The sequence below is a fragment of the Streptomyces sp. NPDC002156 genome (genome assembly GCF_053593675.1).
This window is the reverse complement of record NZ_JBSFDA010000089.1, coordinates 1-26,400: the sequence shown is the minus strand read 5'-3', so window position 1 is coordinate 26,400 and position 26,400 is coordinate 1. Positions and strand designations below refer to the sequence as shown.

At 69.9% G+C, this 26,400-nt stretch carries 19 protein-coding genes; 5 read left to right on the top strand and 14 right to left on the bottom strand.

The window, feature by feature from the left end:
- Positions 1-111: 111 nt before the first annotated feature.
- Entirely contained in the window at positions 112-2,217 is a 2,106-nt protein-coding gene (locus ACWCRB_RS30245) for a tetratricopeptide repeat protein (RefSeq protein WP_450999069.1), read from the top strand.
- Positions 2,218-2,369: 152 nt separating this feature from the next.
- Here the strand turns inward: ACWCRB_RS30245 and ACWCRB_RS30240 are convergent, their stop codons facing one another.
- The gene (locus ACWCRB_RS30240) at positions 2,370-3,668 is read right to left on the bottom strand and encodes a hypothetical protein (protein WP_450999068.1); all 1,299 of its coding nucleotides are present in this window, start codon (positions 3,666-3,668) and stop codon (positions 2,370-2,372) included.
- 154 nt (positions 3,669-3,822) lie between these two features.
- Here ACWCRB_RS30240 and ACWCRB_RS30235 point away from each other — a divergent pair, with 154 nt between their 5' ends.
- The gene (locus ACWCRB_RS30235) at positions 3,823-4,137 is read left to right on the top strand and encodes a hypothetical protein (protein ID WP_450999067.1); all 315 of its coding nucleotides are present in this window, start codon (positions 3,823-3,825) and stop codon (positions 4,135-4,137) included.
- 220 nt (positions 4,138-4,357) lie between these two features.
- On the opposite strand, the gene ACWCRB_RS30230 is transcribed toward ACWCRB_RS30235, so the two are convergent.
- Positions 4,358-5,713: an MFS transporter gene (locus ACWCRB_RS30230; RefSeq protein WP_450999066.1), complete on the bottom strand. Its 1,356-nt coding sequence runs from the start codon at positions 5,711-5,713 to the stop codon at positions 4,358-4,360.
- A gap of 208 nt (positions 5,714-5,921) precedes the next feature.
- The gene (locus tag ACWCRB_RS30225; protein ID WP_369031768.1) at positions 5,922-6,584 is read right to left on the bottom strand and encodes a TetR/AcrR family transcriptional regulator; all 663 of its coding nucleotides are present in this window, start codon (positions 6,582-6,584) and stop codon (positions 5,922-5,924) included.
- Between the two features lie 133 nt (positions 6,585-6,717).
- Between ACWCRB_RS30225 and ACWCRB_RS30220 the strand changes: the two genes are divergently transcribed.
- Both ACWCRB_RS30220 and ACWCRB_RS30215 read left to right on the top strand, forming a co-directional pair.
- On the top strand, positions 6,718-7,605 hold the full coding sequence (locus ACWCRB_RS30220) for a shikimate dehydrogenase (protein WP_450999065.1): 888 nt from the start codon (positions 6,718-6,720) through the stop codon (positions 7,603-7,605).
- An 87-nt stretch (positions 7,606-7,692) separates the two neighbouring features.
- Positions 7,693-9,477 (top strand): TIM barrel protein, encoded by a 1,785-nt coding sequence (locus tag ACWCRB_RS30215; RefSeq protein ID WP_450999064.1) that lies wholly within the window; start codon positions 7,693-7,695, stop codon positions 9,475-9,477.
- A gap of 20 nt (positions 9,478-9,497) precedes the next feature.
- Here the strand turns inward: ACWCRB_RS30215 and ACWCRB_RS30210 are convergent, their stop codons facing one another.
- The 8 genes from ACWCRB_RS30210 to tkt all read right to left on the bottom strand — a co-directional run bounded on the left by ACWCRB_RS30210 (position 9,498) and on the right by tkt (position 19,970).
- Entirely contained in the window at positions 9,498-10,961 is a 1,464-nt protein-coding gene (locus ACWCRB_RS30210; protein ID WP_450999063.1) for a membrane-associated oxidoreductase, read from the bottom strand.
- 101 nt (positions 10,962-11,062) lie between these two features.
- A complete protein-coding gene (locus ACWCRB_RS30205) occupies positions 11,063-11,662 on the bottom strand; it encodes a histidine phosphatase family protein (protein ID WP_450999062.1) in 600 nt (199 codons plus the stop codon).
- A gap of 6 nt (positions 11,663-11,668) precedes the next feature.
- The gene (gnd, locus tag ACWCRB_RS30200) at positions 11,669-12,544 is read right to left on the bottom strand and encodes a phosphogluconate dehydrogenase (NAD(+)-dependent, decarboxylating) (protein WP_450999061.1); all 876 of its coding nucleotides are present in this window, start codon (positions 12,542-12,544) and stop codon (positions 11,669-11,671) included.
- A gap of 1 nt (position 12,545) precedes the next feature.
- Positions 12,546-14,207: a glucose-6-phosphate isomerase gene (gene pgi / locus ACWCRB_RS30195; RefSeq protein ID WP_450999060.1), complete on the bottom strand. Its 1,662-nt coding sequence runs from the start codon at positions 14,205-14,207 to the stop codon at positions 12,546-12,548.
- A complete protein-coding gene (gene opcA, locus ACWCRB_RS30190) occupies positions 14,200-15,135 on the bottom strand; it encodes a glucose-6-phosphate dehydrogenase assembly protein OpcA (RefSeq protein WP_450999059.1) in 936 nt (311 codons plus the stop codon). The genes pgi and opcA overlap by 8 nt, the downstream gene beginning before the upstream one ends.
- On the bottom strand, positions 15,132-16,730 hold the full coding sequence (gene zwf, locus ACWCRB_RS30185; protein ID WP_450999058.1) for a glucose-6-phosphate dehydrogenase: 1,599 nt from the start codon (positions 16,728-16,730) through the stop codon (positions 15,132-15,134). The genes opcA and zwf overlap by 4 nt, the downstream gene beginning before the upstream one ends.
- Positions 16,727-17,875: a transaldolase gene (tal, locus tag ACWCRB_RS30180; protein ID WP_450999057.1), complete on the bottom strand. Its 1,149-nt coding sequence runs from the start codon at positions 17,873-17,875 to the stop codon at positions 16,727-16,729. Before tal ends, zwf begins: the two co-directional genes overlap by 4 nt.
- Before the next feature lie 19 nt (positions 17,876-17,894).
- A complete protein-coding gene (gene tkt / locus ACWCRB_RS30175; RefSeq protein WP_450999056.1) occupies positions 17,895-19,970 on the bottom strand; it encodes a transketolase in 2,076 nt (691 codons plus the stop codon).
- A 156-nt stretch (positions 19,971-20,126) separates the two neighbouring features.
- Here tkt and ACWCRB_RS30170 point away from each other — a divergent pair, with 156 nt between their 5' ends.
- On the top strand, positions 20,127-21,038 hold the full coding sequence (locus tag ACWCRB_RS30170; RefSeq protein WP_450999055.1) for a helix-turn-helix domain-containing protein: 912 nt from the start codon (positions 20,127-20,129) through the stop codon (positions 21,036-21,038).
- A 60-nt stretch (positions 21,039-21,098) separates the two neighbouring features.
- Here the strand turns inward: ACWCRB_RS30170 and ACWCRB_RS30165 are convergent, their stop codons facing one another.
- The 3 genes from ACWCRB_RS30165 to ACWCRB_RS30155 all read right to left on the bottom strand — a co-directional run bounded on the left by ACWCRB_RS30165 (position 21,099) and on the right by ACWCRB_RS30155 (position 26,193).
- A complete protein-coding gene (locus ACWCRB_RS30165; protein ID WP_450999054.1) occupies positions 21,099-22,490 on the bottom strand; it encodes a glycoside hydrolase family 16 protein in 1,392 nt (463 codons plus the stop codon).
- 184 nt (positions 22,491-22,674) lie between these two features.
- Positions 22,675-23,922 (bottom strand): L,D-transpeptidase, encoded by a 1,248-nt coding sequence (locus ACWCRB_RS30160; RefSeq protein ID WP_450999053.1) that lies wholly within the window; start codon positions 23,920-23,922, stop codon positions 22,675-22,677.
- Positions 23,923-24,090: 168 nt separating this feature from the next.
- Positions 24,091-26,193, bottom strand: a complete 2,103-nt coding sequence (locus tag ACWCRB_RS30155) for an MMPL family transporter (protein ID WP_450999052.1) — start codon at positions 26,191-26,193, stop codon at positions 24,091-24,093.
- Positions 26,194-26,400 lie beyond the last annotated feature (207 nt).

The following is a 26,400-nucleotide window of genomic DNA, read 5'->3' as shown; positions in this document are numbered from 1 at the left end:
TGGGCGAGGGTGGGTGACTCTCCGTCAGGGTGCCTGTTCTGCCGCTAGGGTTGATCCACAAGGCGGCGCAACGGCCGTGCTGGGCACGGGAGACGGGGAGGGCGCGGGATCATGGATCCGATGTCGATGGGCGCCATCGGTGCGGTACTCGGAGCCGTCGGATCGGGCATGGCCAACGAGGCCGGACGGTGGGCGTGGGAGTCCGCCGGAGGTGTGGTCCGCCGTATCGCAGGGCGCGAGGTCGTCGCACCCACGACCCCCGGACAGCTGACCGAGGTCGCCCACCTCGTCCACGACCGAGTGCGGAACGACCCCCAACTCGCCCGCGCCTGGACCCTGTTCGCCCAGGGCGTGCCCGCACAGGGCGCCATGTCCGGCACCTTCGCGGGCCGGGCCGGACTGCCGGCCTCCCCGCGTTTCTTCACGGACCGTCAGGAAGCCCTGAAGGCCCTGGACAAGGAGGCCACCCGCGCCTTCGACGGCCGCCCCCGGCTGGCCCTGCTGCACGGCCCCGAGGGAATCGGCACCAGCACCCTCGCCATCCACTGGGGCTGGCGGCAACAGACCCGCTTCCCCGACGGACAGCTCTACGCCGACCTGCGCACCCTCGGCCCCGACGCCGCCCTCGGTACCCTCCTGCGTCAACTCGGCCTGCCCGACGAGGAGATACCGCCCGCCGCGGCCGACCGAGCCGACCTCTTCCGAAGCTGCCTCAGTGACCGACGGCTCCTCCTGGTCCTCGACCACGCCCAATCGGTGGGCCAGGTAAGGGCGTTGCTCACCTCGACACCGGGCGTCGTCACCGTCGTCGTCGCCCGGCAGCCGCTCGCCGGTCTCGACGCGCTGCGCGTCCCGGTCGGCCCCCTGGCCCGCAAGGACGCCAAGCAGTTGCTCACTGACCTGGTCGGCAAACCGGCGATCGGCGCGGCCCGCGCCACCCTGCCCGGCGTACTGGACCGCTGCGCCGGCTCCCCGTACGCCCTACGGGCAGCGGCGCCCCGCCTGACCGCAGAGGCCCCCGCCCCTGAGAGCCGCGCCGTCGATCCGGCCCTGGACGCGGTGGGCAGGGCAGCCGAGGACTCCTACAGCCTGCTGCCCCCTGCCGCCGCCCGCCTCTACCGCCTGGCAGGCCTGTACGCCTGGCCTGCCCTGGATGCCGCCGCAGCCGCACGGGCCGCCGACCTGGACGAGTCGGACGCGGCCCGCCTCCTTGAGGAACTGGCCGCCGCGCTACTCCTCGACCCCACGGACGTCAATCGCTACAGCTACCGCCCCGCCGTACGCGCCCACGCCGAGCGCACCGCCGCCGCCACCGACGGCATCGCCGCGTGCTCGGCGGCCGTCACCCGCACCGTCGAGCACTATCTCCACCTGGCGGTGGGCGCCGCGCAGGCCGCGCTCCCGGAGAGCTGGCGCGTCCCCGCCGGAACCTCGCCGATCTCGTACGGAGACCGGGGCGCAGCCGTCGCCGCTCTCACCGCCGAGGCGCAGAACCTGGTCCAAGCGGTGCGCGCGGCGGAGGAGTTCAGCGACTGGGACACCGTCGTACGCCTGTGTCAGGCACTGTGGCCGCTCCAACTCAAGGCGGGCCACCACGACATCCTGCTCCCCGCACTCCAGGCAGGCGCACGAACCGCCGACGCCCACTTCCCGGGCAGCCGAACGGCAGGTTCGCTGCACGCCCAACTGGCCCACACCTACACGGAGTTGCGCCGCTGGGACGAGGCGGAACCGGAGGCTGTTGCGGCGGCCCGTGCCGAGCGGGCCGCCGGCCACACACGCGGCCACGCCTCCGCCGTCGAGTTCCTGGGCCTGCTCCGCCTACGCCAATGGCGCTTCACCGAGGCACACGACTGCTTCGACGAGGCGTACCGCATCCTCGACGGCATCGGCCCCACCGACGAGGGCGCCGCCGATCTCCCACGCGCCCGCGCCCTGTTGGAGCGTCACAGGGGCCGCGCGCTGCGGGGCCTCGGCCGCCGCGAGGAGGCCCGCCAACGCCTGGAACAGGCACTGCGCTTCTTCCGGGCCACCGGTGAGGCATACAACACGGCCCGCACCCTCACCGACCTCGCCGAAACCCACCTCGACGACGCGGAGTTCACGGCCGCCCTGCCGCTGGTCGAGGAGGCGATCACGTCTCTGGGCCAGGAGAACGCCGGTTACCACCTCACCCACCTGCGGAGGCTGCGGGAGCGGTGTGTGAGCGGCGGGTGACTGCGATTCGGCGATGCATCGGCTTCGCCGAAACCCGCCTGGTCGGCGCGGAGTTCAAGGGGGTGCTGCCGTCGACGAGGCGATCGCGGCCCTCGGCCAGGAGACTGCCAACCACCACCTGGCCCACTTGAACAGTTTGCGCCAGCCGCGCGTCAGCGCCGCGTGACCGTGGCTCGGTGGGTGACCTCGCCCGTCCGTACCGTCAGGCCCTGGGTGATCAGCTCGTCCAGGGACTTGCCTGCGGCCAGCCACGCATACAGGGCCGAGGCGTATGCGGACGGGTCGGCGTCCGAAGCCGACTCGGCGTGCAGGGCCAGGAGTTCGCCCCCACGTGTGCGGACCGTGCAGTCGCCGGGGCCGCTGACATAGGCGGCAAGCCCGCACTGCGGGTGCAGGGACAACGCCTCCTTCGTCCACTGTTCCGGTGAGCCGAAGCGCGGGTCGTCCGGTTCGCCGTACCGGAACACCACGTCCGCCAGGGCGAGTTGGTGGGTCTCGCGGGTGTCCTCGTGTGCGGCCGTGTGCAGCTCGCCGGTGCTGTCGGCGGGCGGGTGCGGTCCGGCGTACCGGGTGACCTCGATCTCGCCGGCGCCCAGCAGCCGGGTGAGTACGAGCAACGGCACGGTGTGCGAAGGGGGTTCGTACGGCGGCAGGGGGAGTGGTTCGAGCAGGGCGGGTTCGTCCGGTTCGGGGATACCGAGGGCGTCGTAGAAGAGGCGGCGCAGCCGGGTGGCCGACTCGCCGGGTGCGGAGCTGATGAACTCGGCGGGTTCGGGGCGGGGTCGGTGATCGCGGACCACCCGCTCCAGCTGGATGCGCAACGGGAGCGCAGGGTCGAGACGCGGGGCGTCGCGCACGAAGTCGTGGACGGGGGCGTCGGGCGCGAGGCCCGAGAGGGGAGCGGCGCCCAGCAGGACGGGGGTGCCCAGGGCCGCCGCGTAGTACGTGACCGAGCCGTGGTCGCCGATCACCGCGTCGGCCGCGATCAGCGCCTGCCGCCAGCCGTGCAGAGGGTCGATCAGCGCGAGCCCGGCACGCCGTGCGCGGTCGAGCCAGGCGCGGATCTGCCCGGGACCGTGGCCGTGCCAGATGTTGGGGTGCAGCACGGCCGCGAAGCGGTACTCGTCGGCCGGGAACTCCGAGGCCAGCCGGGGGAGGAGCGACGGAAGGACGTCATCCCCGCCACCGTCGCCGAACAGCGACTCGGGGTTCCAGGTGGAGTTGAGGAGTACCAGTCGTTGGCCCGTCCTGACACCGAGAGCCCGGCGGAAGCGGGCGCGGTACGGGCGCGCCGCGAGGATGCGGTCCCAGCAGGGGTCCCCGGCGAGCACTGCAGTGGGCACGGCCTCGGGGCAGGCGGCGCGCAGTCGCTCGTACTGCTCCGGATGCGAAAGGACGAGCGCGTCCGCGACGGGAACGCCGTGCTCGTCGAGCAGCCACTCGCGCGACATCCCGAAAACCGGCCCGCCGACTTCCGAACTCCCGCCGCCCGCCGTTGGGTGTTGGGTGTTGGGTGTCGTCAGCCTCTTAGTGTATCCGATTCCGTGGGACAATACAGCCAAGTGTCCGATAATGTCCGGTAGTTGACCGCCGAAGCTCGCCGATATGGCCAACGAGACCGGCGTCTCGACAGCCTGTTCCCACGGCAGCACCGGCACCCCCGTCCCCGCCAGCAACTCCTCGACACCCGACCTGAACGCCGACGACTCCGTGCAGGTCACGAGCAGTTGGACCCTGAAGTCGTCGTCGAAGAGCGGCATTATGTCGAGCAGTCGGGTCGCCGAGGTCACGTTGTGGACGACGAGCAGGACCTTGAGGCTCCGCCCCCGCGTGGCCCAGCGTGCCGAGTCGTCCCCGACCGGCACTCGTATCCACCCGGCCCCCGACACTCCCTCGCCCGCCCGCCTCTCGCGCCTGTGATCGGGCAACGATAGGTCAACGGCGGAACCGCGCGCACCGGCCGCCCCTGAAATCGGCCGGTACGCGCGGAGGCTCTGTTCTTTTGTGCTCGTTTTGGCCGATGTTCTTGCGTGAAATGTCAGCTGTCAACCATGCGGTAGACATCAAGTGGGGCATTCCGGCGGGAAATGCCGAAGTCCCCGAACAGCTCAGGGCTGTTCGGGGACTTCGGAGGACAGGATCAGGCGGAGACAGTCGCGCGTTCCGCGACGGTCTCGGCGCCACGCTCACCGAGCCGCTCCGTCGGCACCCGGTGCGTCTCACGTGCCGTGATCGCGGCCAGCACCGGCGGGATGCACAGCGCCGCCGTGAACAGGGCGACGGAGAACCAGTCGTCCCCGTCAGGACCGGCGATCTCCGCGGCGAAGGTGACCGCGAAACCGGCGACGGCGAAGCCGATCTGCGTACCGATCGCCATGCCCGACAGACGCACCCGGGTCGAGAACATCTCGCCGTAGAAGGAGGGCCAGATGCCGTTCGCGGCGCTGTAGACCACACCGAAGGTGACGATGCCGAGGACCAGGATCAGCGGGTAGGAGCCCGTGGAGATCGCCCACAGGTAGACGAACATCATGACCCCGCTGCCCGCGGCGCCGGCCAGGAACACCGGGCGGCGGCCGATGCGGTCGGAGAGCGTGGCCCAGAGCGGGATCGCGGCCAGCGCGACCAGGTTGGCGAGCGCGGCCACCCACAGCATGGACGAGCGGTCCATGCCCACCGCGTCACTGGTCGCGTACGCCAGCGCCCACACCGTGAAGATCGTCGAGACCGAGGCGACCAGCGCACCCGCGATCACCCGCAGGACGTCCGCCCAGTGCTCGCGCAGCAGGATCAGCAGCGGCAGCTTCACGACACCCTCGGAGGCGGCCTGCTGGGCGAAGGCCGGGGTCTCCTCCAGCTTGCGGCGGATGACGTAGCCGACGACGGCGACCGCGATGCTCAGCCAGAACGGGATGCGCCAGCCCCAGGCCAGCAGCTGGTCCTCGGGCATGGCCGCGATCGGGATGAAGACCAGGGTGGCCAGGAGCTGGCCGCCCTGGGTGCCGCTCAGGGTGAAGCTGGTGAAGAAGCCGCGCCGGCCCGGTGGCGCGTGTTCGAGGGTCATGGAGTTCGCGCTGGCCTGCTCACCGGCGGCCGAGATGCCCTGGAGGACACGGCAGAGCACGAGCAGGACCGGTGCGAGGGTGCCGACCTGGTCGCGGGTGGGGAGGCAGCCGATGAGGAACGTCGAGACGCCCATCAGGATCAGCGTGAAGACCATGATCTTCTTGCGGCCGAGCCGGTCGCCGAAGTGGCCGAGGAAGAGCGCGCCGACCGGGCGGGCGGCGTAGGCGACACCGAAGGTGGCCAGGGACAGCAGGGTCGCGGTGGCCGGGTCGGACTCGTCGAAGAAGACCTTGGGGAAGATCAGGGCGGCCGCGCTGCCGTAGATGAAGAAGTCGTAGTACTCCAGGGCGCTGCCGATCCAGGCGGCCGTGGCGGCTTTCTTCGGCTGGCCGCCCGGTGGGGCGTCGAGGGGTGCTGCGGGGACGGACACGGCGTGCTCCTTCGAGGGAACTCCAACGTAGGCGGAGTGAGCGGAGGGGAGAAGTGCCGGATCCCTGGGGTGATGGGACGGCCGTGCCGGGAGCTGCCGCTACCCGGCTAATTAACCCACTGGATAGTTAGTAGCGGTTGGCTACGGATGTTGCGCTCACGTTTCCCGGGTGTCAAGAGGTCATGCCGAAGGATCTTTCCGCCGGTCCTCAGGCCGTACGGTCCGCCGTGAGGTAGGCGATGACCATGTCGCCGAGCATCGTCCGGTAGTGCTCCCGCTGGTCCGGGGCCGTCAGATCGCGGCCGAACAGCGCGCCGAAGGTGTGCCGGTTGGCCACCCGGAAGAAGCAGAAGGAGCTGATCATGGCGTGCAGGTCCACGGCGTCGACGTCGGCCGTGAACAGGCCCGACTTGCGGCCCGACTCCAGGATCCGGTGGATCACCTCCAGCGCCGGCGAGCCGATCCGCCCGAGCTGCTCCGAGCCGGCGATGTGCTGGGCCTCGTGGATGTTCTCGATGCTCACCAGGCGGATGAAGTCGGGGTGCGCCTCATGGTGGTCGAAGGTCAGCTCCGCCAGGCGCCGGATGGCCGCTACCGGGTCCAGGTGCTCGACGTCGAGGTCCTGCTCGGCCTGCCGGATCACCGTGTACGCCCGCTCCAGAACAGCCGTGAACAGCTGTTCCTTGCCGCCGAAGTAGTAGTAGATCATGCGCTTGGTGGTGCGGGTGAGGGCGGCGATCTCGTCCACCCGGGCCCCCGCCAGACCGGCCCGGGCGAACTCCTTGGTGGCCACGTCGAGGATCTCGGCCTTGGTGCGGACGGCGTCGCGGATGCGCCCGCCGTTGTGTGCCGGTTCTTCGACGCTGGTCATCGGGTTCCTTCGGGCGAGGGGCCAGTGCCGTGAATTCTAGAAGCACACCGAGGGGCTTCTCCGGGGGCTTCCCCGTGGCCCTGTCCTGCTGATATAGCTAACGTACTAGTTCGTACATTAGTGGAGGTCGGTCGTGGCCAAGGACTCGTTTCTCGTCGGGCTCATCGGCTCCGGCATCGGTCCGTCACTGAGCCCCGCGCTGCACGAGCGGGAGGCCGACCGGCAGGGGCTGCGCTATCTGTACCGGCTGATCGACATCGACACGCTGGGCGTTCCGGCGCAGGCGGTCGGCGATCTCGTACGGGCCGCCCGTGACCTCGGGTTCGACGGGCTGAATATCACGCACCCGTGCAAGCAGCTCGTCATCGAGCACCTGGACGGCCTCGACGCGCAGGCCGAGGCGCTCGGTGCGGTCAACACCGTGGTCTTCGAGGACGGCCGTGCGGTCGGCCACAACACGGACGTGACCGGGTTCGCCGCGTCCTTTGCGCGCGGGCTGCCCGACGCTCCGCTGGAACGGGTCGTCCAGCTCGGTGCCGGTGGGGCGGGGGCGGCTGTCGCGCATGCGACGCTCACTCTTGGGGCGGGGGCGGTGACCGTCGTCGACGCGCTGCCTGATCGGGCCGCCGACCTTGCTGGCGCCCTCAACCGGCACTTCGGTGTCGGTCGCGCTACCGCTGCGACGCCCGATCGGTTGCCGGCGCTGATCGGCCGGGCCGATGGCATCGTGCACGCGACCCCCACCGGGATGGCCGCCCATCCCGGGCTGCCGTTCCCGGCGGAGGTGCTGCATCCCGGGCTCTGGGTGGCCGAGGTGGTGTATCGGCCGTTGGAGACGGAGCTGTTGCGTACGGCGCGGGCGGTTGGGTGCGCCACGCTCGATGGGGGTGGGATGGCTGTGTTTCAGGCTGCTGATGCGTTCCGTCTCTTTACTGGGCGCGAGCCCGATTGCGGGCGGATGTTGGCTGATATCGCGGAGTTGGCTGGGGCTGCGGAGAGCTCGGCAGGAACGGTTGTGTGACGGCTGCGGGCTGTCTGTGGCTTGTCGCGCAGTTCCCCGCGCCCCTGAAGGGGCGCCTGCAGTACCCCATTTTCAAGGAGCGGGTCCATGCGTACATCCATCGCCACCGTGTCGCTCAGTGGCTCCCTGACCGAGAAGCTCACCGCCGCCTCCCGGGCGGGGTTCGACGGGGTCGAGATCTTCGAGAACGATCTGCTGGCCAGCCCTCTCACCCCCGAGGAGATCCGGGCCCGCTGCGCCGACCTCGGTCTCACCGTCGATCTCTATCAGCCGATGCGTGACATCGAGGCCGTGCCCGAGGACGAGTTCGCCCGGAATCTGCGCCGTGCCCGGCACAAGTTCGAGCTGATGCGGCGGCTCGGCACCGACACCGTTCTCGTCTGCTCCAGCGTCTCCCCGCTCGCCCTCGACGACGACGCCCTCGCCGCCGCCCAGCTGAGCCGACTGGCCGACCTGGCCCAGGAGTTCGGCGTCCGCGTGGCCTATGAGGCGCTCGCGTGGGGACGGCACGTCAGTACGTACGACCACGCCTGGAGCATCGTCGAGACGGCCGGTCACCCCGCGCTCGGCACCTGTCTCGACAGCTTCCACATCCTCTCCCGAGGGTCGGACCCCAAGGGCATCGAGGACATCCCCGGCGAGAAGATCTTCTTCCTGCAGCTGGCCGACGCCCCGCTGCTCGCCATGGACGTGCTCCAGTGGAGCCGCCACTACCGCTGCTTCCCGGGGCAGGGCGGCTTCGACATCGCGGGCCTCCTCCAGCACGTCATCAGGGCCGGATACGACGGTCCGCTCTCCCTCGAAGTCTTCAACGACGTGTTCCGGCAGGCCGAGGCCGGACCGACCGCCGTGGACGCCCGGCGCTCCCTCCTCGTCCTCCAGGAGAGCATCGGCCTCGCCCCGCTGCCCGAGCCCGTCGTCCCCACCGGCATCGCCTTCGCCGAACTCGTCACCCCGGACGCCGAACCCGTCTCGGCGGTCCTCGGCGCACTCGGTCTCACCCGTACGGCACGGCATCGCAGCAAGCCCGTCGACCTCTGGGAGCGCGGCGAGGCCCGCATCCTCGTCAACACCGGGCCAGCGGCCCGACGTGACGGCACCGGGCTCGCCGCCGTCGGCCTGGAGTCCCCGGACCCGGCAGGCGCCGCCCGCAGGGCAGAGGCTCTCCTCGCCCCCGTTCTGCCCCGCCGCCGAGCCCCCGAGGACGCCCCGCTCGACGCGGTGGCCGCCCCCGACGGCACGGAACTCTTCTTCTGCGCCACGGACCGCCCCGAACTCCCCGACTGGCGCACCGACTTCGAGACCCTGGGGACAGCCGAGCCCGGCGTCGGCCGCATCGACCACCTCGCCCTCACCCAGCCCTGGCACCACTTCGACGAGGCCGCCCTCTTCCACAGCAGCGTCCTCGGTCTGAACGGCCGGGAGAGCGTCGACGTCGCCGACCCGTACGGCCTCTTCCGCAGCCGGGCCGTCACCAACTCCGGTGGCAGCGTACGGATCGCGCTCGCCGTCGGCCCCGCACCCACCGAGGCCGAGACCCGCGCCCAGCACATCGCGCTGGCCATCGACGACGTGGTCGCCGCCGCCCGGCGCTTCCGGGCGGCAGGGGGCCGACTGCTCCCGATGCCCGCGAACTACTACGACGACCTCGCGGCCCGATACGAGTTCACCGAGGGCGAGTTGGCGACCTACCGCGAACTCGGCATCCTCTACGACCGTGACGCACAGGGCGAGTTCAGGCACTGCTACACCCAGACCGTGGGCCGTGTCTTCTTCGAGCTGGTCCAGCGCGACGGCGGCTACCAGGGCTACGGCGCCCAGAACGCACCCGTGCGGCTCGCCGCTCAGCACGCACAACGCCCGGTTCGCTAACGAGAGTTATCCCTGTTCCGCTACTGCCGAGTGACGCTCCTGCTCACACCGGCGATGACGGTCGTCGCCAGGATCCAGCCGGTCAGGATGAGGACGTACGACAGGTACTGGTATCCGTCCACAGGAGCGAAGGCCCCCTCCTGGCCGAAGGAGATCACCGGGAGGAGCAGGTCCAGGGTGTAGAAGACCGGGTTGAACTCCGGGGCCTCGGACGCCTTCAGCGGACGCGGGTGGTGTACGGCGTACGCGATCGAGCCGGCCGTCAGCAGGGACAGGAGCCAGACGGCTGCGCGCAGCGGGCGGAAGCCGTAGCCGACGGTGAGGTCCTGCAGGTGGCCCCACAGCCGGCCGAGCCAGGGCAGGGTGGTCCGGTGCCGGCGCAGCTTGGCGAGCTGAACGCGGCGGGCCGCTCCCTCGTCGCCGACGTGACGGTAGGCGGCGGCCAACTGCTCGTAGGCGTACGGGACATAGCCGTCGCCGTCGCGTTCCAGCAGGGGCAGGCGACGCTCGGCGGGCTCGTGCGGGGTGAGCGTCGTGTAGGTGAGGTTGTTGAAGAGCACCTCGCCCGGGGCGACCTCCGATTCGAAGCCCAGGACCTCGATCCGGGAGCGGCGCAGATGCAGCCGGCCCTCGATCGGCTCGCACCGGTACAGCCACAACTCACCGATGGTGCAGCTGCTGGCCCGCAGCGCCATACCGCCGGGGTTCGACAGCCGCGCCCGCGTGAAGTCGAGGCACCCCGCGATACGGGAGCCGCGCAGATCGATGCCGCCCTGGGTACGCAGGGTCCGCGCTCGTACGTCGGCCCGCACCTCGATGGACTGGGCACGCAGGACATGGCCCCCGGGGTTGCTCAGTTCGGCGCCGTCCAGCGCGATCGACCCGCCCACCGTGGCACCGTCGAGGAGCATCTCGCCCCGCACCCGCAGTCCCGGCGCCGCGAACCCGTCGCCGAGCACCGCCTGATGGAGCTGGAGCACCGGCACGGACGGGTCGGACGTGGTGAGTTCGGCGCCGTCCATGAAGAGAGCGCCCGCTATCTCCGCACCGGCCAGCCGTACCGGCCCCCGCACCCGGCAGTCCGTCATCCTCAGCGGACCGTCGATGCGCGTACTGGCGAGATTGACGGCCGGGAGCACCGAGCCGCGCAGATTCAGCTGGCGCAGCCGGGTGCCGTAGAAGTCGGGCGACTCGTCGAAGTGGCAGTACCGGAGGTGGAGCGGGTGGTCCACGATCGCGTACATCAGGTTCAGATGCCCGGTGATGCGGGCGCCCGAGAGCCTGAGCCTGGGGATCTCGCCGTCCTGCTGCTGGGTGCTGAGCAGCAGGGTCCGCAGCACCGGGGCGCGTACGCTCCGCTCCGGTCCCCAGTCCGCGCCGTCGGCCGCGTTGTCGCCGCCAGCCTCACGGAAGTCCACGGGCTCACCCGTGCGGAAGGCCTGCCACACCCGGGCTTCGGCCGCAGTCAGCTCGTTGATCTCCACCGGGGCGACTCTGACGCGCCCCCGACACACATGTCAATCGGGCCCGGGGACAATGCCCCGGACCCGATCGCCACTTCAGCCCGCCGATCCGAACGGTCGGCTCAACCAGCCGCTCCCTGGCGGGAGTTCCACTCCGCGACCACCGGACGGTCGTGCTCGGTGGAGAGCCTGCTGACCGTGCCCGTGGCGAGCTGGAACAGTCGTCCGTCGGCGGCCGGCAGCCCGAGGTAACGGGCTGTCAGCACACGCAGGAAGTGCCCGTGGGCTACCAGGACCACGTCACCCTCTTCGAGCGCGTCCTTGAGGTGGGTCAGGACGCGGTCCGCGCGCCGGCCCACCTCGTCGGGCGACTCGCCCGGATGCCCGTCCGGACCTGGCGGCACGCCGTCCGTGAACAGATACCAGTCGGGCCGGGTGCGATGGATCTCGGCGGTCGTCACACCCTCGTACGCGCCGTAGTCCCACTCGTACATGTCCGCGTCGGTCAATACCCCGGACAGGCCCGCGAGTTCGGCGGTGCGGACCGCGCGGGCGAGCGGGCTGGCCAGGACGCGTGCGAAGGTCCGGCCGGCGAGGAGCGGGGCGAGGGACCTGGCCTGTTCCTCGCCGTGCCGGGTGAGGGGCAGGTCGGTCCAGCTGGTGTGCTGTCCCGACGCGCTCCACTCCGTCTCGCCGTGGCGGACCAGGAGGAGGTCACCCACGGTTTCCTACTTGGACTCGACGGCGTGGCCGCCGAACTGGTTGCGCAGCGCCGCGATCATCTTCATCTGCGGGGAGTCGTCCTGCCGGGACGCGAACCGCGAGAAGAGGGAGGCCGTGATCGCGGGCAGTGGCACGGAGTTGTCGATGGCCGCCTCGACCGTCCACCGGCCCTCGCCGGAGTCCTGCGCGAACCCGCGCAGCCGCTCCAGGTGCTCGTCCTCGTCGAGGGCGTTGACCGCCAGGTCGAGCAGCCAGGACCGGATGACCGTACCGTCCTGCCAGGAACGGAAGACCTCGCGCACATCGGTGACGGAGTCGACCTTCTCAAGGAGCTCCCAGCCCTCGGCGTAGGCCTGCATCATGGCGTACTCGATGCCGTTGTGGACCATCTTGGAGAAGTGCCCGGCGCCCACCTTGCCCGCGTGGACGTAGCCGTACGGGCCCTCCGGCTTGAGCGCCTCGAAGATCGGCTGGAGCCGCTCGACGTGCTCCTTGTCGCCGCCGACCATCAGGGCGTAGCCGTTCTGCAGGCCCCACACGCCGCCGGAGACACCGGCGTCGACGAAGCCGATGCCCTTGGTGCCGAGTTCCTCGGCGTGCTTCTCGTCGTCCGTCCAGCGGGAGTTGCCGCCGTCGACGACCGTGTCACCGGACTCCAGAAGCCCGCCGAGTTCGTCGACGACGGACTGGGTGGCGGCACCCGCCGGGACCATCACCCAGACCACGCGCGGCGCTTCGAGCTTCTCGACCAGTTCGGCGAGGCTCGCCACGTCGGAGACCTCGGGGTTGCGGTCGTAGCCGATGACGGTGTGGCCGGCACGGCGGATGCGCTCGCGCATGTTGCCGCCCATCTTGCCGAGACCGATCAGACCAAGCTGCATGTCAGTTCACTTCCTGAGCGTGACGAAGAGTGCGGTACGTGGCCACGAGGGCGGCGGTGGAGGAGTCGAGGCCGGGGACATCGGCCCCGGCGGTGAGCGCGGGTTCGATCCGCTTGGCGAGGACCTTGCCCAGTTCGACGCCCCACTGGTCGAAGGAGTCGATGTTCCAGACGGCGCCCTGGACGAACACCTTGTGCTCGTAGAGGGCGATCAACTGGCCGAGCACGGACGGGGTCAGCTCGCGCGCGAGGATCGTGGTCGTCGGGTGGTTGCCCTGGAACGTCTTGTGGGCGACCAGTTCCTCCGGGACCCCCTCCGCCCGCACCTCTTCCGGTGTCTTGCCGAAGGCCAGCGCCTGTGTCTGGGCGAAGAAGTTGGCCATCAACAGGTCGTGCTGCGCCTTGAGTTCGTCGCCCAGCTCGGCGACCGGTTCGGCGAAGCCGATGAAGTCGGCCGGGATCAGCTTCGTGCCCTGGTGGATCAACTGGTAGTAGGCGTGCTGCCCGTTGGTGCCGGGCGTGCCCCAGACCACCGGTCCGGTCTCCCACTCCACCGGCAGCCCGTCACGGTCGACCGACTTGCCGTTGGACTCCATGTCCAGCTGCTGCAGATACGCGGTGAACTTGGAGAGGTAGTGCGAGTAGGGCAGTACGGCGTGCGACTGGGCGCCGAGGAAGTTGCCGTACCAGATCCCCAACAGGCCCAGCAGCAAAGGCGCGTTGGCCTCCGCCGGAGCCGTCCGGAAGTGCTCGTCGACCAGCGCGAAGCCGTCCAGCATCTCCCGGAACCGGTCCGGGCCGATCGCGATCATCAGCGACAGCCCGATCGCCGAGTCGTACGAGTACCGCCCACCGACCCAGTCCCAGAACTCGAACATGTTCGCCGTGTCGATCCCGAAGTCGCCGACCTTCCCGGCGTTCGTCGACAGCGCCACGAAGTGCTTCGCGACCGCCTTCTCCTCGCCACCGAGACCTGTGAGGAGCCAGGAGCGGGCCGAGGTGGCGTTGGTGATCGTCTCGATCGTCGTGAACGTCTTCGAGGCGATGATGAACAGCGTCTCGGCCGGGTCCAGGTCCCGCACGGCCTCGTGCAGGTCGGCGCCGTCGACGTTCGACACGAACCGGAAGGTCAACTCCCGCGCGGTGAAGGCCCGCAGAGCCTCGTACGCCATCGCCGGACCGAGGTCCGAGCCGCCGATGCCGATGTTGACGACGTTCTTGATGCGCTTGCCGGTGTGCCCGGTCCACTCGCCGGAGCGCACCCGGTCCGCGAAGGACGCCATCTTGTCCAGGACCGCGTGCACGGCCGGGACGACGTTCTCCCCGTCGACCTCGACGACCGCGTCGCGCGGCGCCCGCAGCGCGGTGTGCAGCACCGCCCGGTCCTCGGTGATGTTGATCCGCTCGCCCCGGAACATGGCGTCCCGCAGCCCGAATACATCGGTAGCGGCGGCGAGTTCCTGGAGGAGGGCGAGGGTCTCGTCGGTGATCAGGTGCTTGGAGTAGTCGATGTGCAGGTCGCCCACCCGCACGACGTACCGCTCCGCGCGCCCGGGATCGGCGGCGAACAGCTCACGCAGCTGCGGCTGGGGGAGTGCGTCGGAGCGGTGGTCCTCCAGCGCGATCCACTCGGGGCGCCGGGTGAGCCTGGGGGAGTCAGACATGGCTGGGGGTCTCCTTGGTGCCGTTGGCCCGCAGAGCGACGGCGTACATCTCGTCGGCGTCGAGGCGGCGCAGCTCCTCGGCGATGAGTTCGGAGGTGGGGCGCACCTTCAGCGCGAGGGTGCGGGAGGGCTGGCCGGGCAGGGTGAGCGTGGCGAGCGGGCCCTCAGGGCGGTCGATGACGATCTCGCCCTTGTCGGTGCCCAGGCGGACGGCCGTGACGACCGGGCCCGCGGTGACGACGCGGTCCACCTTGACGTTGAGTCGGGCGCCGAGCCAGCGGGCCAGCAGTTCGGCGCTCGGGTTCTCGGCCTCGCTCTCGACGGCCGCCGAGATGATCTTCGTACGGGCCTGGTCGAGGGCCGCCGCCAGCATCGAGCGCCACGGGGTGAGCCGCGTCCACGCCAGGTCGGTGTCGCCGGGCGCGTACGAACGCACCCGGGCCTCCAGCGCGATCAGCGGCTTCTCGACCGCGTACATGTCGGTGATCCGGCGCTGGGCCAGCGCGCCCAGCGGGTCCTTGGCGGGCACCTCGGGGGCGTCCACCGGCCACCAGACGACGACCGGCGCGTCCGGCAGCAGCAGCGGCAGGACGACGGAGTCGGCGTGGTCGGACACCTCGCCGTAGGTCCGCAGGATGACCGTCTCGCCGGTGCCGGCGTCCGCGCCCACCCGTACCTCGGCGTCGAGGTGGGAGTTGGTGCGGTCGCGCGGGCTGCGGGCGTGCCGCTTGATGACGACCAGGGTGCGCGAGGGGTGCTCGTGCGAGGCCTCCTCGGACGCCTTGATCGAGTCGTAGGCGTTCTCCTCGTCCGTGACGATCACCATCGTCAGGACCATGCCCACGGCAGGGGTGCCGATGGCGCGCCGCCCCTTCACCAGTGCCTTGTTGATCTTGCTTGCTGTGGTGTCGGTGAGGTCGATTTTCATGGCCTGCGCCAGCTCCGTCCGTCTCGTGCGAGCATCTCGTCGGCTTCCTGCGGGCCCCAACTGCCCGAGGCGTACTGCGCGGGCCTGCCGTGCGTGCCCCAGTACTCCTCGATCGGGTCGAGGATCTTCCAGGACTCTTCCACTTCCTGGTGACGGGGGAACAAATTGGCGTCGCCGAGCAGGACGTCCAGGATGAGCCGTTCGTACGCCTCCGGGCTGGACTCCGTGAAGGACTCGCCGTAGGCGAAGTCCATCGTGACGTCCCGGATCTCCATCGAGGTACCCGGGACCTTGGAACCGAAGCGCACGGTCATGCCCTCGTCGGGCTGGACGCGGATGACGATCGCGTTCGCGCCGAGCTCCTCGGTGGCCGTCGAGTCGAACGGGGAGTGCGGGGCGCGCTGGAAGACGACCGCGATCTCCGTGACCCGACGGCCAAGACGCTTGCCGGTCCGCAGATAGAACGGGACGCCCGCCCAGCGCCGGTTGTCGACCTCCAGCTTGACGGCCGCGTACGTGTCGGTGCTGGACTTCGGGTTGATGCCGTCCTCTTCGAGATAGCCGAGCACCTGCTCGCCGCCCTGCCAGCCTCCCGCGTACTGCCCGCGCACGGTGTGCTCGCCCAGGTGCTCCGGCAGCTTCACCGACTTCAGGACCTTGAGCTTCTCGGTCAGCAGCGAGTCGACGTCGAAGGCGAGCGGCTCCTCCATGGCGGTGAGGGCCATGAGCTGGAGCAGGTGGTTCTGGATGACGTCACGGGCGGACCCGATGCCGTCGTAGTACCCGGCCCGGCCGCCGATGCCGATGTCCTCGGCCATCGTGATCTGTACGTGGTCGACGTACGACCGGTTCCAGATGGGCTCGTACATCTGGTTGGCGAAGCGGAGTGCCAGGATGTTCTGGACGGTCTCCTTGCCCAGGTAGTGGTCGATCCGGAAGACCTGCTCCGGGTCGAACACGTCGTGCAGCACCTTGTTCAGCGCACGGGCGCTCTTCAGGTTGTGCCCGAACGGCTTCTCGATCACCGCGCGCCGCCAGGAACCCTCCGGCGCCTTGGCCAGCCCGTGCTTCTTCAGCTGCTGGACGACCTTCGGGAAGAACTTCGGCGGTACGGAGAGATAGAACGCGTAGTTGCCGCTCGTACCCCGGGACGCGTCCAGCTCCTCGACGGCCGAGCGCAGCTGCTTGAACGCCTGGTCGTCGTCGAAGTCGCCGGGGATGAACCGCATGCCCTCGGCGAGCTGCTGCCAGACCTCCTCGCGGAACTCCGTACGGGCGTGCTCGCGCACCGAGTCGTGCACGATCTGCGCGAAGTCCTCGTCCTCCCAGTCCCGCCGGGCGAACCCGACGAGCGAGAAGCCAGGCGGCAGCAGACCCCGGTTGGCGAGGTCGTAGACGGCCGGCATCAGCTTCTTGCGGGACAGGTCACCGGTCACCCCGAAGATGACCAGCCCGGACGGCCCGGCGATCTTGGGGAGCCGACGGTCGCCGCGGTCGCGCAGCGGGTTCTCCCAGTCGGCGGCGGCTTCCACGGCCGCTTCGATGTCGGCGGTCGCCTTGATGTCGGCGGCCGGCAGAGTCGGTGCCTCGGTCATTCCCCGTCAACTCCCTTGCTGTTCAGCGACTTCGTCACGGCGTCGAGCAGGTCGTTCCAGGCGACCGCGAACTTCGCGACGCCCTCGTCCTCCAGCTGCTTCACGACCTCGTCGTACGAGATCCCGAGCCCCTCGACGGCCGCGAGATCGGCACGGGCCTGGGCGTAACCGCCGGTCACCGCGTCGCCGTGGATGTCACCGTGGTCGGCGGTGGCGGCGAGGGTGGCCTCCGGCATGGTGTTGACGGTGCCGGGCGCGACCAGCTCGTCGACGTACAGGGTGTCCTTGTACGCGGGGTCCTTGACGCCGGTCGAGGCCCACAGCGGACGCTGCTTGTTGGCGTGGGCGCCGCCCAGGGCGGTCCACCGCTCACCCGCGAAGACATCCTCGTACGCCTCGTAGGCGAGCCGCGCGTTGGCCAGCGCCGCCCTGCCCTTGAGGGCGAGGGCAGCGGCCGTGCCGAGGACCGTCAGGCGCTTGTCGATCTCGGAGTCGACGCGGGACACGAAGAAGGAGGCGACGGAGTGGATGTCCGCCAGGTCGAGGCCCTTGGCCTGCGCCTTCTCCAGGCCGGCCAGATAGGCGTCCATGACCTCGCGGTAGCGCTCCAGGGAGAAGATCAGCGTGACGTTGACGCTGATCCCGAGGCCGATGACCTCGGTGATCGCCGGGAGACCGGCCTTCGTCGCCGGGATCTTGATCATCACGTTGGGCCGGTCGACCAGCCAGGCCAGCTGCTTGGCCTCGGCGATCGTCGCCGCCGTCTCATGGGCGAGCCGCGGGTCGACCTCGATCGAGACACGGCCGTCCCGGCCGGCCGTGGCGTCGTACACCGGGCGCAGGATGTCGGCGGCGGCGCGGACGTCGGCGGTCGTCATCATCCGTACGGCCTCGTCGACCGTGACCCTGCGCGCGGCAAGGTCGGCGAGCTGCTCCTCGTACCCCTCGCCGGAGCCGATGGCGGCCTGGAAGATCGACGGGTTGGTGGTCACGCCGACCACGTGGTGGGTGTCGATGAGGTCGGCGAGGTTGCCGGACGTGATGCGCTTGCGGGACAGGTCGTCCAGCCAGATCGAGACGCCTTCGTCGGAGAGGCGCTTGAGTGTTCCCGCGGTGGTGGTCGTTGTGGTGGTCACTATGATCATCTTCCTTCTGGCGAACGGATCAACCGCGGGCGGCGGCAAGAGATTCCCGCGCGGCCTGGGCCACGTTCTCGGGGGTGAAGCCGAACTCGGTGAACAGGGTCTTGGCGTCGGCGGAGGCGCCGAAGTGTTCGAGGGAGACGATGCGTCCGTTGTCACCGACGTACCGGTACCAGGTGAGACCGATTCCGGCCTCGACCGCCACGCGTGCCTTCACGGACGGCGGCAGGACACTCTCCCGGTACTCGCGCGGCTGCTCCTCGAACCACTCCACGGACGGCATCGACACCACGCGGGTACCCACACCCTCGGCTTCCAGCGCTTCGCGGGCGGCGACGGCGAGTTGGACCTCGGAACCGGTGGCGATCAGGACGACGTCCGGGGTGCCGGTCGACGCCTCGCGAAGGACATAACCGCCCTTCGCGGTGTCCTCGTTCCTGGCGTACGTCGGTACACCCTGACGGGTGAGGGCGAGGCCGTGCGGGGCCGGGTTGGTGGCGTGCCGCCTGAGGATCTCGGCCCAGGCGACGGACGTCTCGTTGGCGTCGGCAGGGCGCACGATGTTCAGGCCCGGGATCGCACGCAGGGAGGCCAGGTGCTCGACCGGCTGGTGGGTCGGGCCGTCCTCGCCGAGGCCGATGGAGTCGTGCGTCCAGACGTACGTCACGGGCAGCTGCATCAGCGCCGACAACCGTACGGCGTTCCGCATGTAATCGGAGAAGACCAGGAAGGTGCCGCCATAGATACGGGTGTTGCCGTGCAGCGCGATGCCGTTCATCTCGGCGGCCATCGAATGCTCACGGATACCGAAGTGGACGGTACGGCCGTACGGGTCCGCCTCCGGGAGCGGGTTGCCCTTCGGGAGGAAGGAGGACGTCTTGTCGATCGTCGTGTTGTTCGAGCCGGCCAGGTCGGCCGAGCCGCCCCACAGCTCGGGCAGGACCGGGCCCAGCGCCTGGAGCACCTTGCCGGACGCGGCACGCGTGGCGACGGACGTGCCCTCCTCGAACACCGGCAGCGCGTCCTCCCAGCCCTCGGGCAGCTGACCTGCGACGACCCGATCGAACAGCTGCGCGCGCTCGGGGTTGGCACCGCGCCACTCGGCGAGCCGCTTGTCCCAGGCCGCGTGCGCCTCGGCGCCCCGGTCGAGGGCCTGGCGGGCGTGGACGAGGACCTCGTCGGCGACCTCGAAGGAGAGCGACGGGTCGAAGCCCAGCAGGCGCTTGGTGGCCGCTATCTCCTCGGCGCCGAGGGCCGAGCCGTGGGAGGCCTCGGTGTTCTGGGCGTTCGGGGCGGGCCAGGCGATGATCGTGCGCATCGCGATGATGGAGGGGCGCGCGGTCTCGGCCTGCGCCTCCTTGAGCGCCGTGTACAGCGCGTGTACGTCGATGTCGCCGCCGAGTTCGGGCTCGATCCGCTGCACGTGCCAGCCGTACGCCTCGTACCGCTTGAGCACGTCCTCGGAGAACGCCGTCGCCGTGTCGCCCTCGATGGAGATGTGGTTGTCGTCGTAGACGAAGACGAGGTTGCCGAGCTTCTGATGGCCCGCCAGCGAGGAGGCCTCGGCGGAGATGCCCTCCTCCAGGTCGCCGTCGGAGACGATCGCCCAGACGGTGTGGTCGAAGGGGGAGGTGCCCTCGGGTGCCTCGGGGTCGAAGAGGCCGCGCTCGTAACGGGCGGCCATCGCCATGCCGACCGCGTTGGCGACGCCCTGGCCGAGCGGCCCGGTGGTGGTCTCGACGCCGGCCGTGTGGCCGTACTCGGGATGACCCGGGGTCTTCGAACCGTGCGTCCGGAACGCCTTGAGGTCGTCCAGCTCCAGCTCGTACCCGGACAGGAACAGCTGGGTGTAGAGGGTCAGCGAGGTGTGCCCGGGGGAGAGGACGAAGCGGTCACGGCCCGTCCACTCGGGATCCGCGGGATCGTGTCGCATCACCTTCTGAAAGATCGTGTACGCGGCGGGGGCCAGGCTCATCGCCGTACCGGGGTGGCCGTTGCCGACCTTCTGCACGGCGTCGGCCGCGAGAACACGGGCTGTGTCGACGGCACGTCGGTCGAGATCGGTCCACTGGAGGCTGTCGGATGTCTGCGTACTCATCTTCAAGAAATCCTCGATAGGGCGGCGCGAACCGCTACGAACTGCTCGGGCGTGTTCAAACTTAAAAGTCTGACTTTTACGGGGCCAGGTGCCTGTGTGTCACCCTTTGGTGAAAGTGGGACACGGGCAGCGGGGCCGAGTCGGCAAGAGAAGGACATGGCGGACAGAACCACCCAAGACACCGGCCGGGACACTCTCCGGGACGGCGACGGCATCAGGACGTTTCCCTTCCCGGTCGGTCTGAGCGTCCTGGGCGTCGGCATGCAGGTCGGCCCGATGTCACCCGACCGCACCTGGCACGAGGACGCCCCGCTCGACCGCGTCCACCGCATCGACTTCCACGTCGTGATGCTGTTCGACGAGGGCCCGGTCACCCACATGATCGACTTCGCCGAGTACGAGGTGACTGCGGGCGACCTGCTGTGGATCCGCCCGGGTCAGGTCCACCGCTTCTCCCGCACCAGCGAGTACCACGGCACCGTCCTCACCATGCAACCCGGCTTCCTGCCCCGCGCCACCGTCGAGGCGACCGGCCTCTACCGCTACGACCTGCCTCCGCTGCTGCGCCCGGACGCTCCCCAACTCGCGGGCCTGCAGGCGTCCTTGGCGCAACTGGGCCGCGAGTACGAGGACACGGCGACCCTCCCGATAGGCGTGCACACCTCGGTACTGCGCCACTCCCTCACCGCGTTCCTGCTGCGGCTGTCCCATCTCGCGACGAGTTCGGCGGAGGCGGCGCGCGGCCGGACGGACACCACGTTCACCCTGTTCAGGGACGCGGTGGAGAAGGGCTTCGCCACCAATCACAGCGTCAGCGCGTATGCCGACGCCCTCGGTTACTCCCGGCGCACGCTCGTCCGCGCGGTGCGCGCCGCGACCGGTGAGACACCCAAGGGGTTCATCGACAAGCGCGTGGTCCTGGAGGCGAAGCGGCTGCTGGCCCACACGTCCCTGCCGATCGGGCGGGTGGGCGTGGCCGTCGGCTTTCCCGACGCGGCGAACTTCTCCAAGTTCTTCCAACTGCACACCGGGAGCACGCCGGTGGCGTTCCGGGCGGAGCTGCACTGAGCGAACAGAGGAGGGGCGGGCCACCTGGCCCGCCCCTCCTCCGGCAACGCAACGACCTTCTCAGTGACCGAAGTTGAACCAGTTCACGTTCACGAAGTCCTGCGCCTGGCCGCTGGTGAAGGTCAGATAGACGTCATGGGTGCCGGTGACGGAGCTGATGTTCGCCGGTACCGTCCGCCAGCTCTGCCAGCCGCCCGTGTTGCCGATCGAGAAGCTGCCGATCGGGGTGTTCGTACGGCTGTCGAGACGCACCTCGACCAGGCCGCTCACGCCCGTATTGGCACCGCTCGCGACCCTGCCGACGAACTGGGTGGCCGCCGTGGAACCGAAGTTGACGCCCTGGTAGAGCGCCCAGTCGCCGTTGGCGAGCGAGCCGATGTTCTGGCCTCCGCCGGTGTCGGTGGTGGTCTCCGTGAGGGTGCCCGACTGGCTGTTGTACGACTCGGCCTGGATCGCGCTGTACGCGTCCCGGGAGCCGGTCGGCGGGGGAGTGGTCGTACCGCCGCCGGTGGTCGACTGGAGCACCTGGACGTAGTCGACGACCATCGGGCGCCCGGAGACCGTGTTGGCGTCGGGGCCGCCGCCGAACGCGGCCGGGAAGGCGCCGCCCATCGCCACGTTCAGGATGATGAAGAAGCCGTGGTTCGTGGCGTTCGACCAGGTCGTCGCGTCGACCTGGTTCGCGGTCACCGTGTGGTAGTTGGTGCCGTCGACGTAGAAGCGGATCGCCTCCGGGCTCACCGAGCGGTCCCACTCCATGCTGTACGTGTGGAAGCCGGCCTGACAGGTGGTGCCGGAGCAGGTGGTCGTACCGCCGAGGCCGGTCGTCTCGTTGCAGGGGCCGCCCGGGCTCGTCCCGCAGTGCAGGGTGCCCCAGATGGTGTTGAGACCCTGGGTGTTCTCCATGATGTCGATCTCGCCGACGCTCGGCCAGTTCTGGTAGTTGCCCCGGTAGGGCGCCCCGAGCATCCAGAAGGCGGGCCAGTAGCCGAGCGCGGACGCCCCGGTGACGTTCGGCACCTGGAGGCGGGCCTCGACGCGCAACTTGCCGCCCGCCGGGGGCTGGAAGTCGGTGCGGTTAGTCTCGATGCGGCCCGAGGTCCAGTTGCCGGCGGAGTCGCGGATCGGGGTGATCCGGAGGTTTCCGCTGCCGTCGAGCGAGACGTTGTTCGTGCTGTTCGTCATCGTCTCGATCTCGCCGGTGCCCCAGTTGGCCGGCCCGCCGGGATACGAAGTCCCGGTCGCGTACTGCCAGTTGGTGGTGGAGACGCCGGTCCCGGCGGTGCCGTTGAAGTCGTCGACGAAGACCTGCGTCCAGCCGGTGGGGGGTGTGGGCGCGGAGGCGTCGGCGGGGAGGGTGGCCGCCGTCGCCACGGCGGCGGCCAGACCGAGGGTGCTGAGGACGGCGACGAGAGCCCGTCGCCGTCTGGGTATGCCGGAGGTTTCACTCATGGGGGTGCCTCTCGGGTACGGAGAAGTGAGCGCGGGTGTCTTCGAGAAGGCTTGAGAGCGCTCTCAAAGTGGGCCCAATGTGCTCCTGGTGGCTCCGGCCGTCAAGAGGTGAAACCCAGAATTTCCTTCCGTCACAGGTGAGTTCACCCGATGAAGACACGAATGTGCTGGGGAAAGGCGGGCTTCAGACGGCGCTGCCCGCCTTCCAGTCCGCCCAGGACAGGTTCCAGCCGTTGAGGCCGTTGGCCGGGTCCACCGTCACCTCGCCCGAGTTCTTGACGATCACGACGTCCCCGAGCATGGAACTGTCGTAGAACTTGTAGCCCGGTACGGAGGTGTCGTTCGCGCCCTTCGTGTCGTGCAGGCCGACGCAGCCGTGACTGGTGTTGGCGCTGCCGAACACCGAGGTCGAGGCCCAGTAGTTGCCGTGCACGAAGGTGCCGGAGGTGGTCAGGCGCTGGGCGTGCGGGACATCGGAGATGTCGTACTCGTCGCCGAGCCCGACCGTCGACGACTCCATCCGCGTCTGCTTGAACCGCTCGCTGATCACCATGATCCCGGACCAGGTGGTGTGCTCGGCGTCGCCGCCGGAGACGGGATAGGTCGCCGTGGTCGCGCCGCCCCGCTGGACGGTCATGGTCTTCGCGGCCAGGTCGACCGTGCTGATCTGCTCGCGGCCGATGTGGAAGGTGACATCCTTGGACTGGGTGCCGTAGACCCCGTCCGCGCCCTCGACGTCCTTGAGCCGCAGCCCGAGCGTGATCTTCGTACCGGCGGCCCAGTAGGTCTCAGGCCGGAAGTCGAGCCGGGTGTCGCTGAACCAGTGCCCGACCACCTCGACGGCCGGTTCGGCGGTCACGGTGATCGCCTTCTGGACGGCGGCCCGGTCGGAGACCGCCTCCGTGAAGTTGATCGACACCGGCATGCCGACGCCGGAGGTGGAGTCGGCCTCCGGCGTGAAGTACCCGACGAAGGTCGCGGACGGCGAGGCGGTGGTGAAGGTCGCGGTGTGCGTGGCGGCGTCGGTGACCTGCGCGGACACCTTGTACGTCGTCCCGGAGTACGGGTTCCCGGTGGACGTCCACTTCGTACGGGCCGCGTCGAGGGCCCCGGCCAGCACGCTGCCGTCGCCGCCGGTGACCGTGACGGAGGCGAGGGTGCCGTCGGTGACGGTGACCTCGACGGGGGCGGCGAAGTCGGCGTGCTGGGTGCCGTCGGCCGGGGTGACGGTGACGACGGCCTTCCTGGCGGCCTTCGCGGAGGCGCTCGCGCTCGCCTTGGTCGCGGCCGAGGCGTCGGCGGAGCTGCTGCAGCCGGTGAGCAGGGCGGCGGCCGGTACGGCCCCGAGCGCGGCGAGGATTCCGCGCCGTGACCACGCCGATGGCTGCTGTCCGCTCGGCTCGGACGGGTTCGATATGTACGGAACGCCCACGGCACGCCTTTCTGAAACGACCAGGAGTGATCGATGCTGCGCGTGCATGGTGCGCTTTCTGTATGGGTTTGTTCTTTGAAACGGGGGCTCGCCGTCTGAGATTCAGGTAAGGACGCCGGAGCGCGCCAAGGGGCGGCCCCACCAGGGACCGCCCCGCACTCCGGGGGCTCAGGCGTCGGCCGGCACCCGCTCCGGGGCCGGCACCTCCTCGTGCAGTCCGAACCGGTCGTGCACGCGACGCAGCGGCGGCGGCGCCCACCAGGCCCGGCGTCCCAGCAGCGCCATGGTCGCCGGGACCAGCAGCATCCGTACGATCGTCGCGTCGATCAGCACGGCCAGCGTCAGCCCGAGCCCGATCTGCAGGATGGGCGCGAAGCCGCCCGTCATGAAGGCGCCGAAGACGACGGCGAGGAGCAGCGCGGCGCAGGTGACCACCCGGCCGGAGCGGCGCAGCCCGGTCACCACGGCCTCACGGTCGTCACCGCTCTGTGCGCGGGCCTCGCGCATCCGGGCCAGGATGAACAACTCGTAGTCCATGGCCAGCCCGAACGCGATCGCGATGATCAGCGGCGGCGCGGTCAGGCTGAGCGAGCCCAGCTCCTCGGAGCCGAGGAGCCCGGCGAGATGACCGTCCTGGAACACCCAGACCACCACACCGAGCGCGGCACCGAGGCTGAGCAGGGTCGTGGCGATGGTCCGCAGCGGGATCAGCACCGACCCGGTGAAGGCGAACAGCAGCGCGAAGATCCCGATCAGGACGGTGACGGCGGCCCAGGGCGCCCGGTCGCTGAGCATCTTCCGGAAGTCGACCAACTGGGCGGCGGGACCGGTGACTTGCACGGGCTCGGCACCGCGGACGTCCCTGATCCGCTGGACGAGATCGGTCGCGGCCTTCCCGTCGACGCTGCCGCTCGGCTGGAGTTCCAGCACGGTCGTCCCACCGGGCAGCGTACGGGCCTGGGTGGTCGGCGAGAGGGCGCTGATCCGGTCGGCGGTCGCGGGGTCGGCGCCCGGCTTCAGGACGACGGTGATGGGCGTGACCCCGACACCGGGCGGGAAGTGCGCCCGTACGGTGTCCTGCAACTGCCGTGCCTCGCTGCTGGTCGGCAGCTGGGTCGCGTCCCCGAGGTTGATCTTCATGCCGGTCACCGGCAGCGCGAGGACGAGCAGCACGGGTACGACGGCCATCAGCACGGCGATCGGACGGCGCGCGGCGAAGGTGGCGAGCCGGGCGAACACCTTGCCCTCCTCACCGTCGGCCCGCACCTTGGCCGGGGCGATCTTCGCGCCGAACCGTGTCAGCAGGGCGGGCAGCAGGGTGAGCGCGGCCAGCATGTCGACGACGACCACGGCGGCCACGGCCAGCCCCATGCTGCGCAGGAAGGTGCTCGGGAAGACCAGCAGCCCGGTCAGACAGACGGCGACGGTGAGCCCGGAGAACAGCACGGTCCGACCGGCGCGGGTGACGGTTCGGTGCACGGCCTCGACGATGTCGTCGGTGTGCCGGCGCTCCTCCCTGAACCGGACCACCATCAACAGGGCGTAGTCGACGGCGAGTCCGAGCCCGAGCATGGTGGTCACCTGGATGGCGTGCACGGAGATGTCGGTGACCTGGCTGAAGAGGAACAGCGCGAGAAACGCGCCCGCGATGCCACTGACGGCGACGAGCAGGGGCAGCCCGGCGGCACGCAGCCCGCCGAAGATGAGGAACAGCAGCACGAGCACGACCGGCAGGGAGATCAACTCGGCCTTCTTGACGTCCTCTTGCGCCTGCCCGCCCAACTGCTTCCCGAGCAACGGCCCGCCGCTGACATGTACTTCGGGCGCGTCGATCGCCTCGATCCGATCGACGGCCGAGTCGATGACGGAGTCCTCGGCATCGTCATCGAGCCCGCTCTTCAGGGTGACGGGGATGATCACGGCCCGCCCGTCCTCGGCGACGAGCCCCTCGGTGACATACGGGTCGGGCACGGCGGCGACACCGTCGACGGCACGCAACTCGGCGACGGCCCGCTCGACTTGGGCCCGCAGCCCAGGATCGGACACGGCGAGTCCGGCGACGACACCGGTGAGGGTCTCCCCGGTTGGGGACACCCCGTCGAGATAGGCGGCGGCCACCTCGGACTCGGTCCCCGGAACGTCCGGAACATCGTCGGACAGCTTGCCGAAGACACCGGTCCCGAGACCGAACCCCAGCAGCAGAAAGAGCACCCAGACGGCAATGACGGTGAGCGGGCGGCGAGTTGTCGCCCGGGTGAGTGTGGAGAGCACGGTCCCTCCCACAGGGATCGGTGGACTTCGCGTCACCGAACAGGCTGCTGTGGGGTGGGGGGTCGGGGGATCGCCGGGGGGAGGGGTATTGGGGGCTCGTCCTTGCGGGGGAGGGGCGGGGTGGGGTCGCTCGCTCGGGGGAGGGGGCTGTTTTTTCGCCCCCGCCGCCCCTACCCGTCCCATCCTTCTGGGGCTCCGCCCCAGACC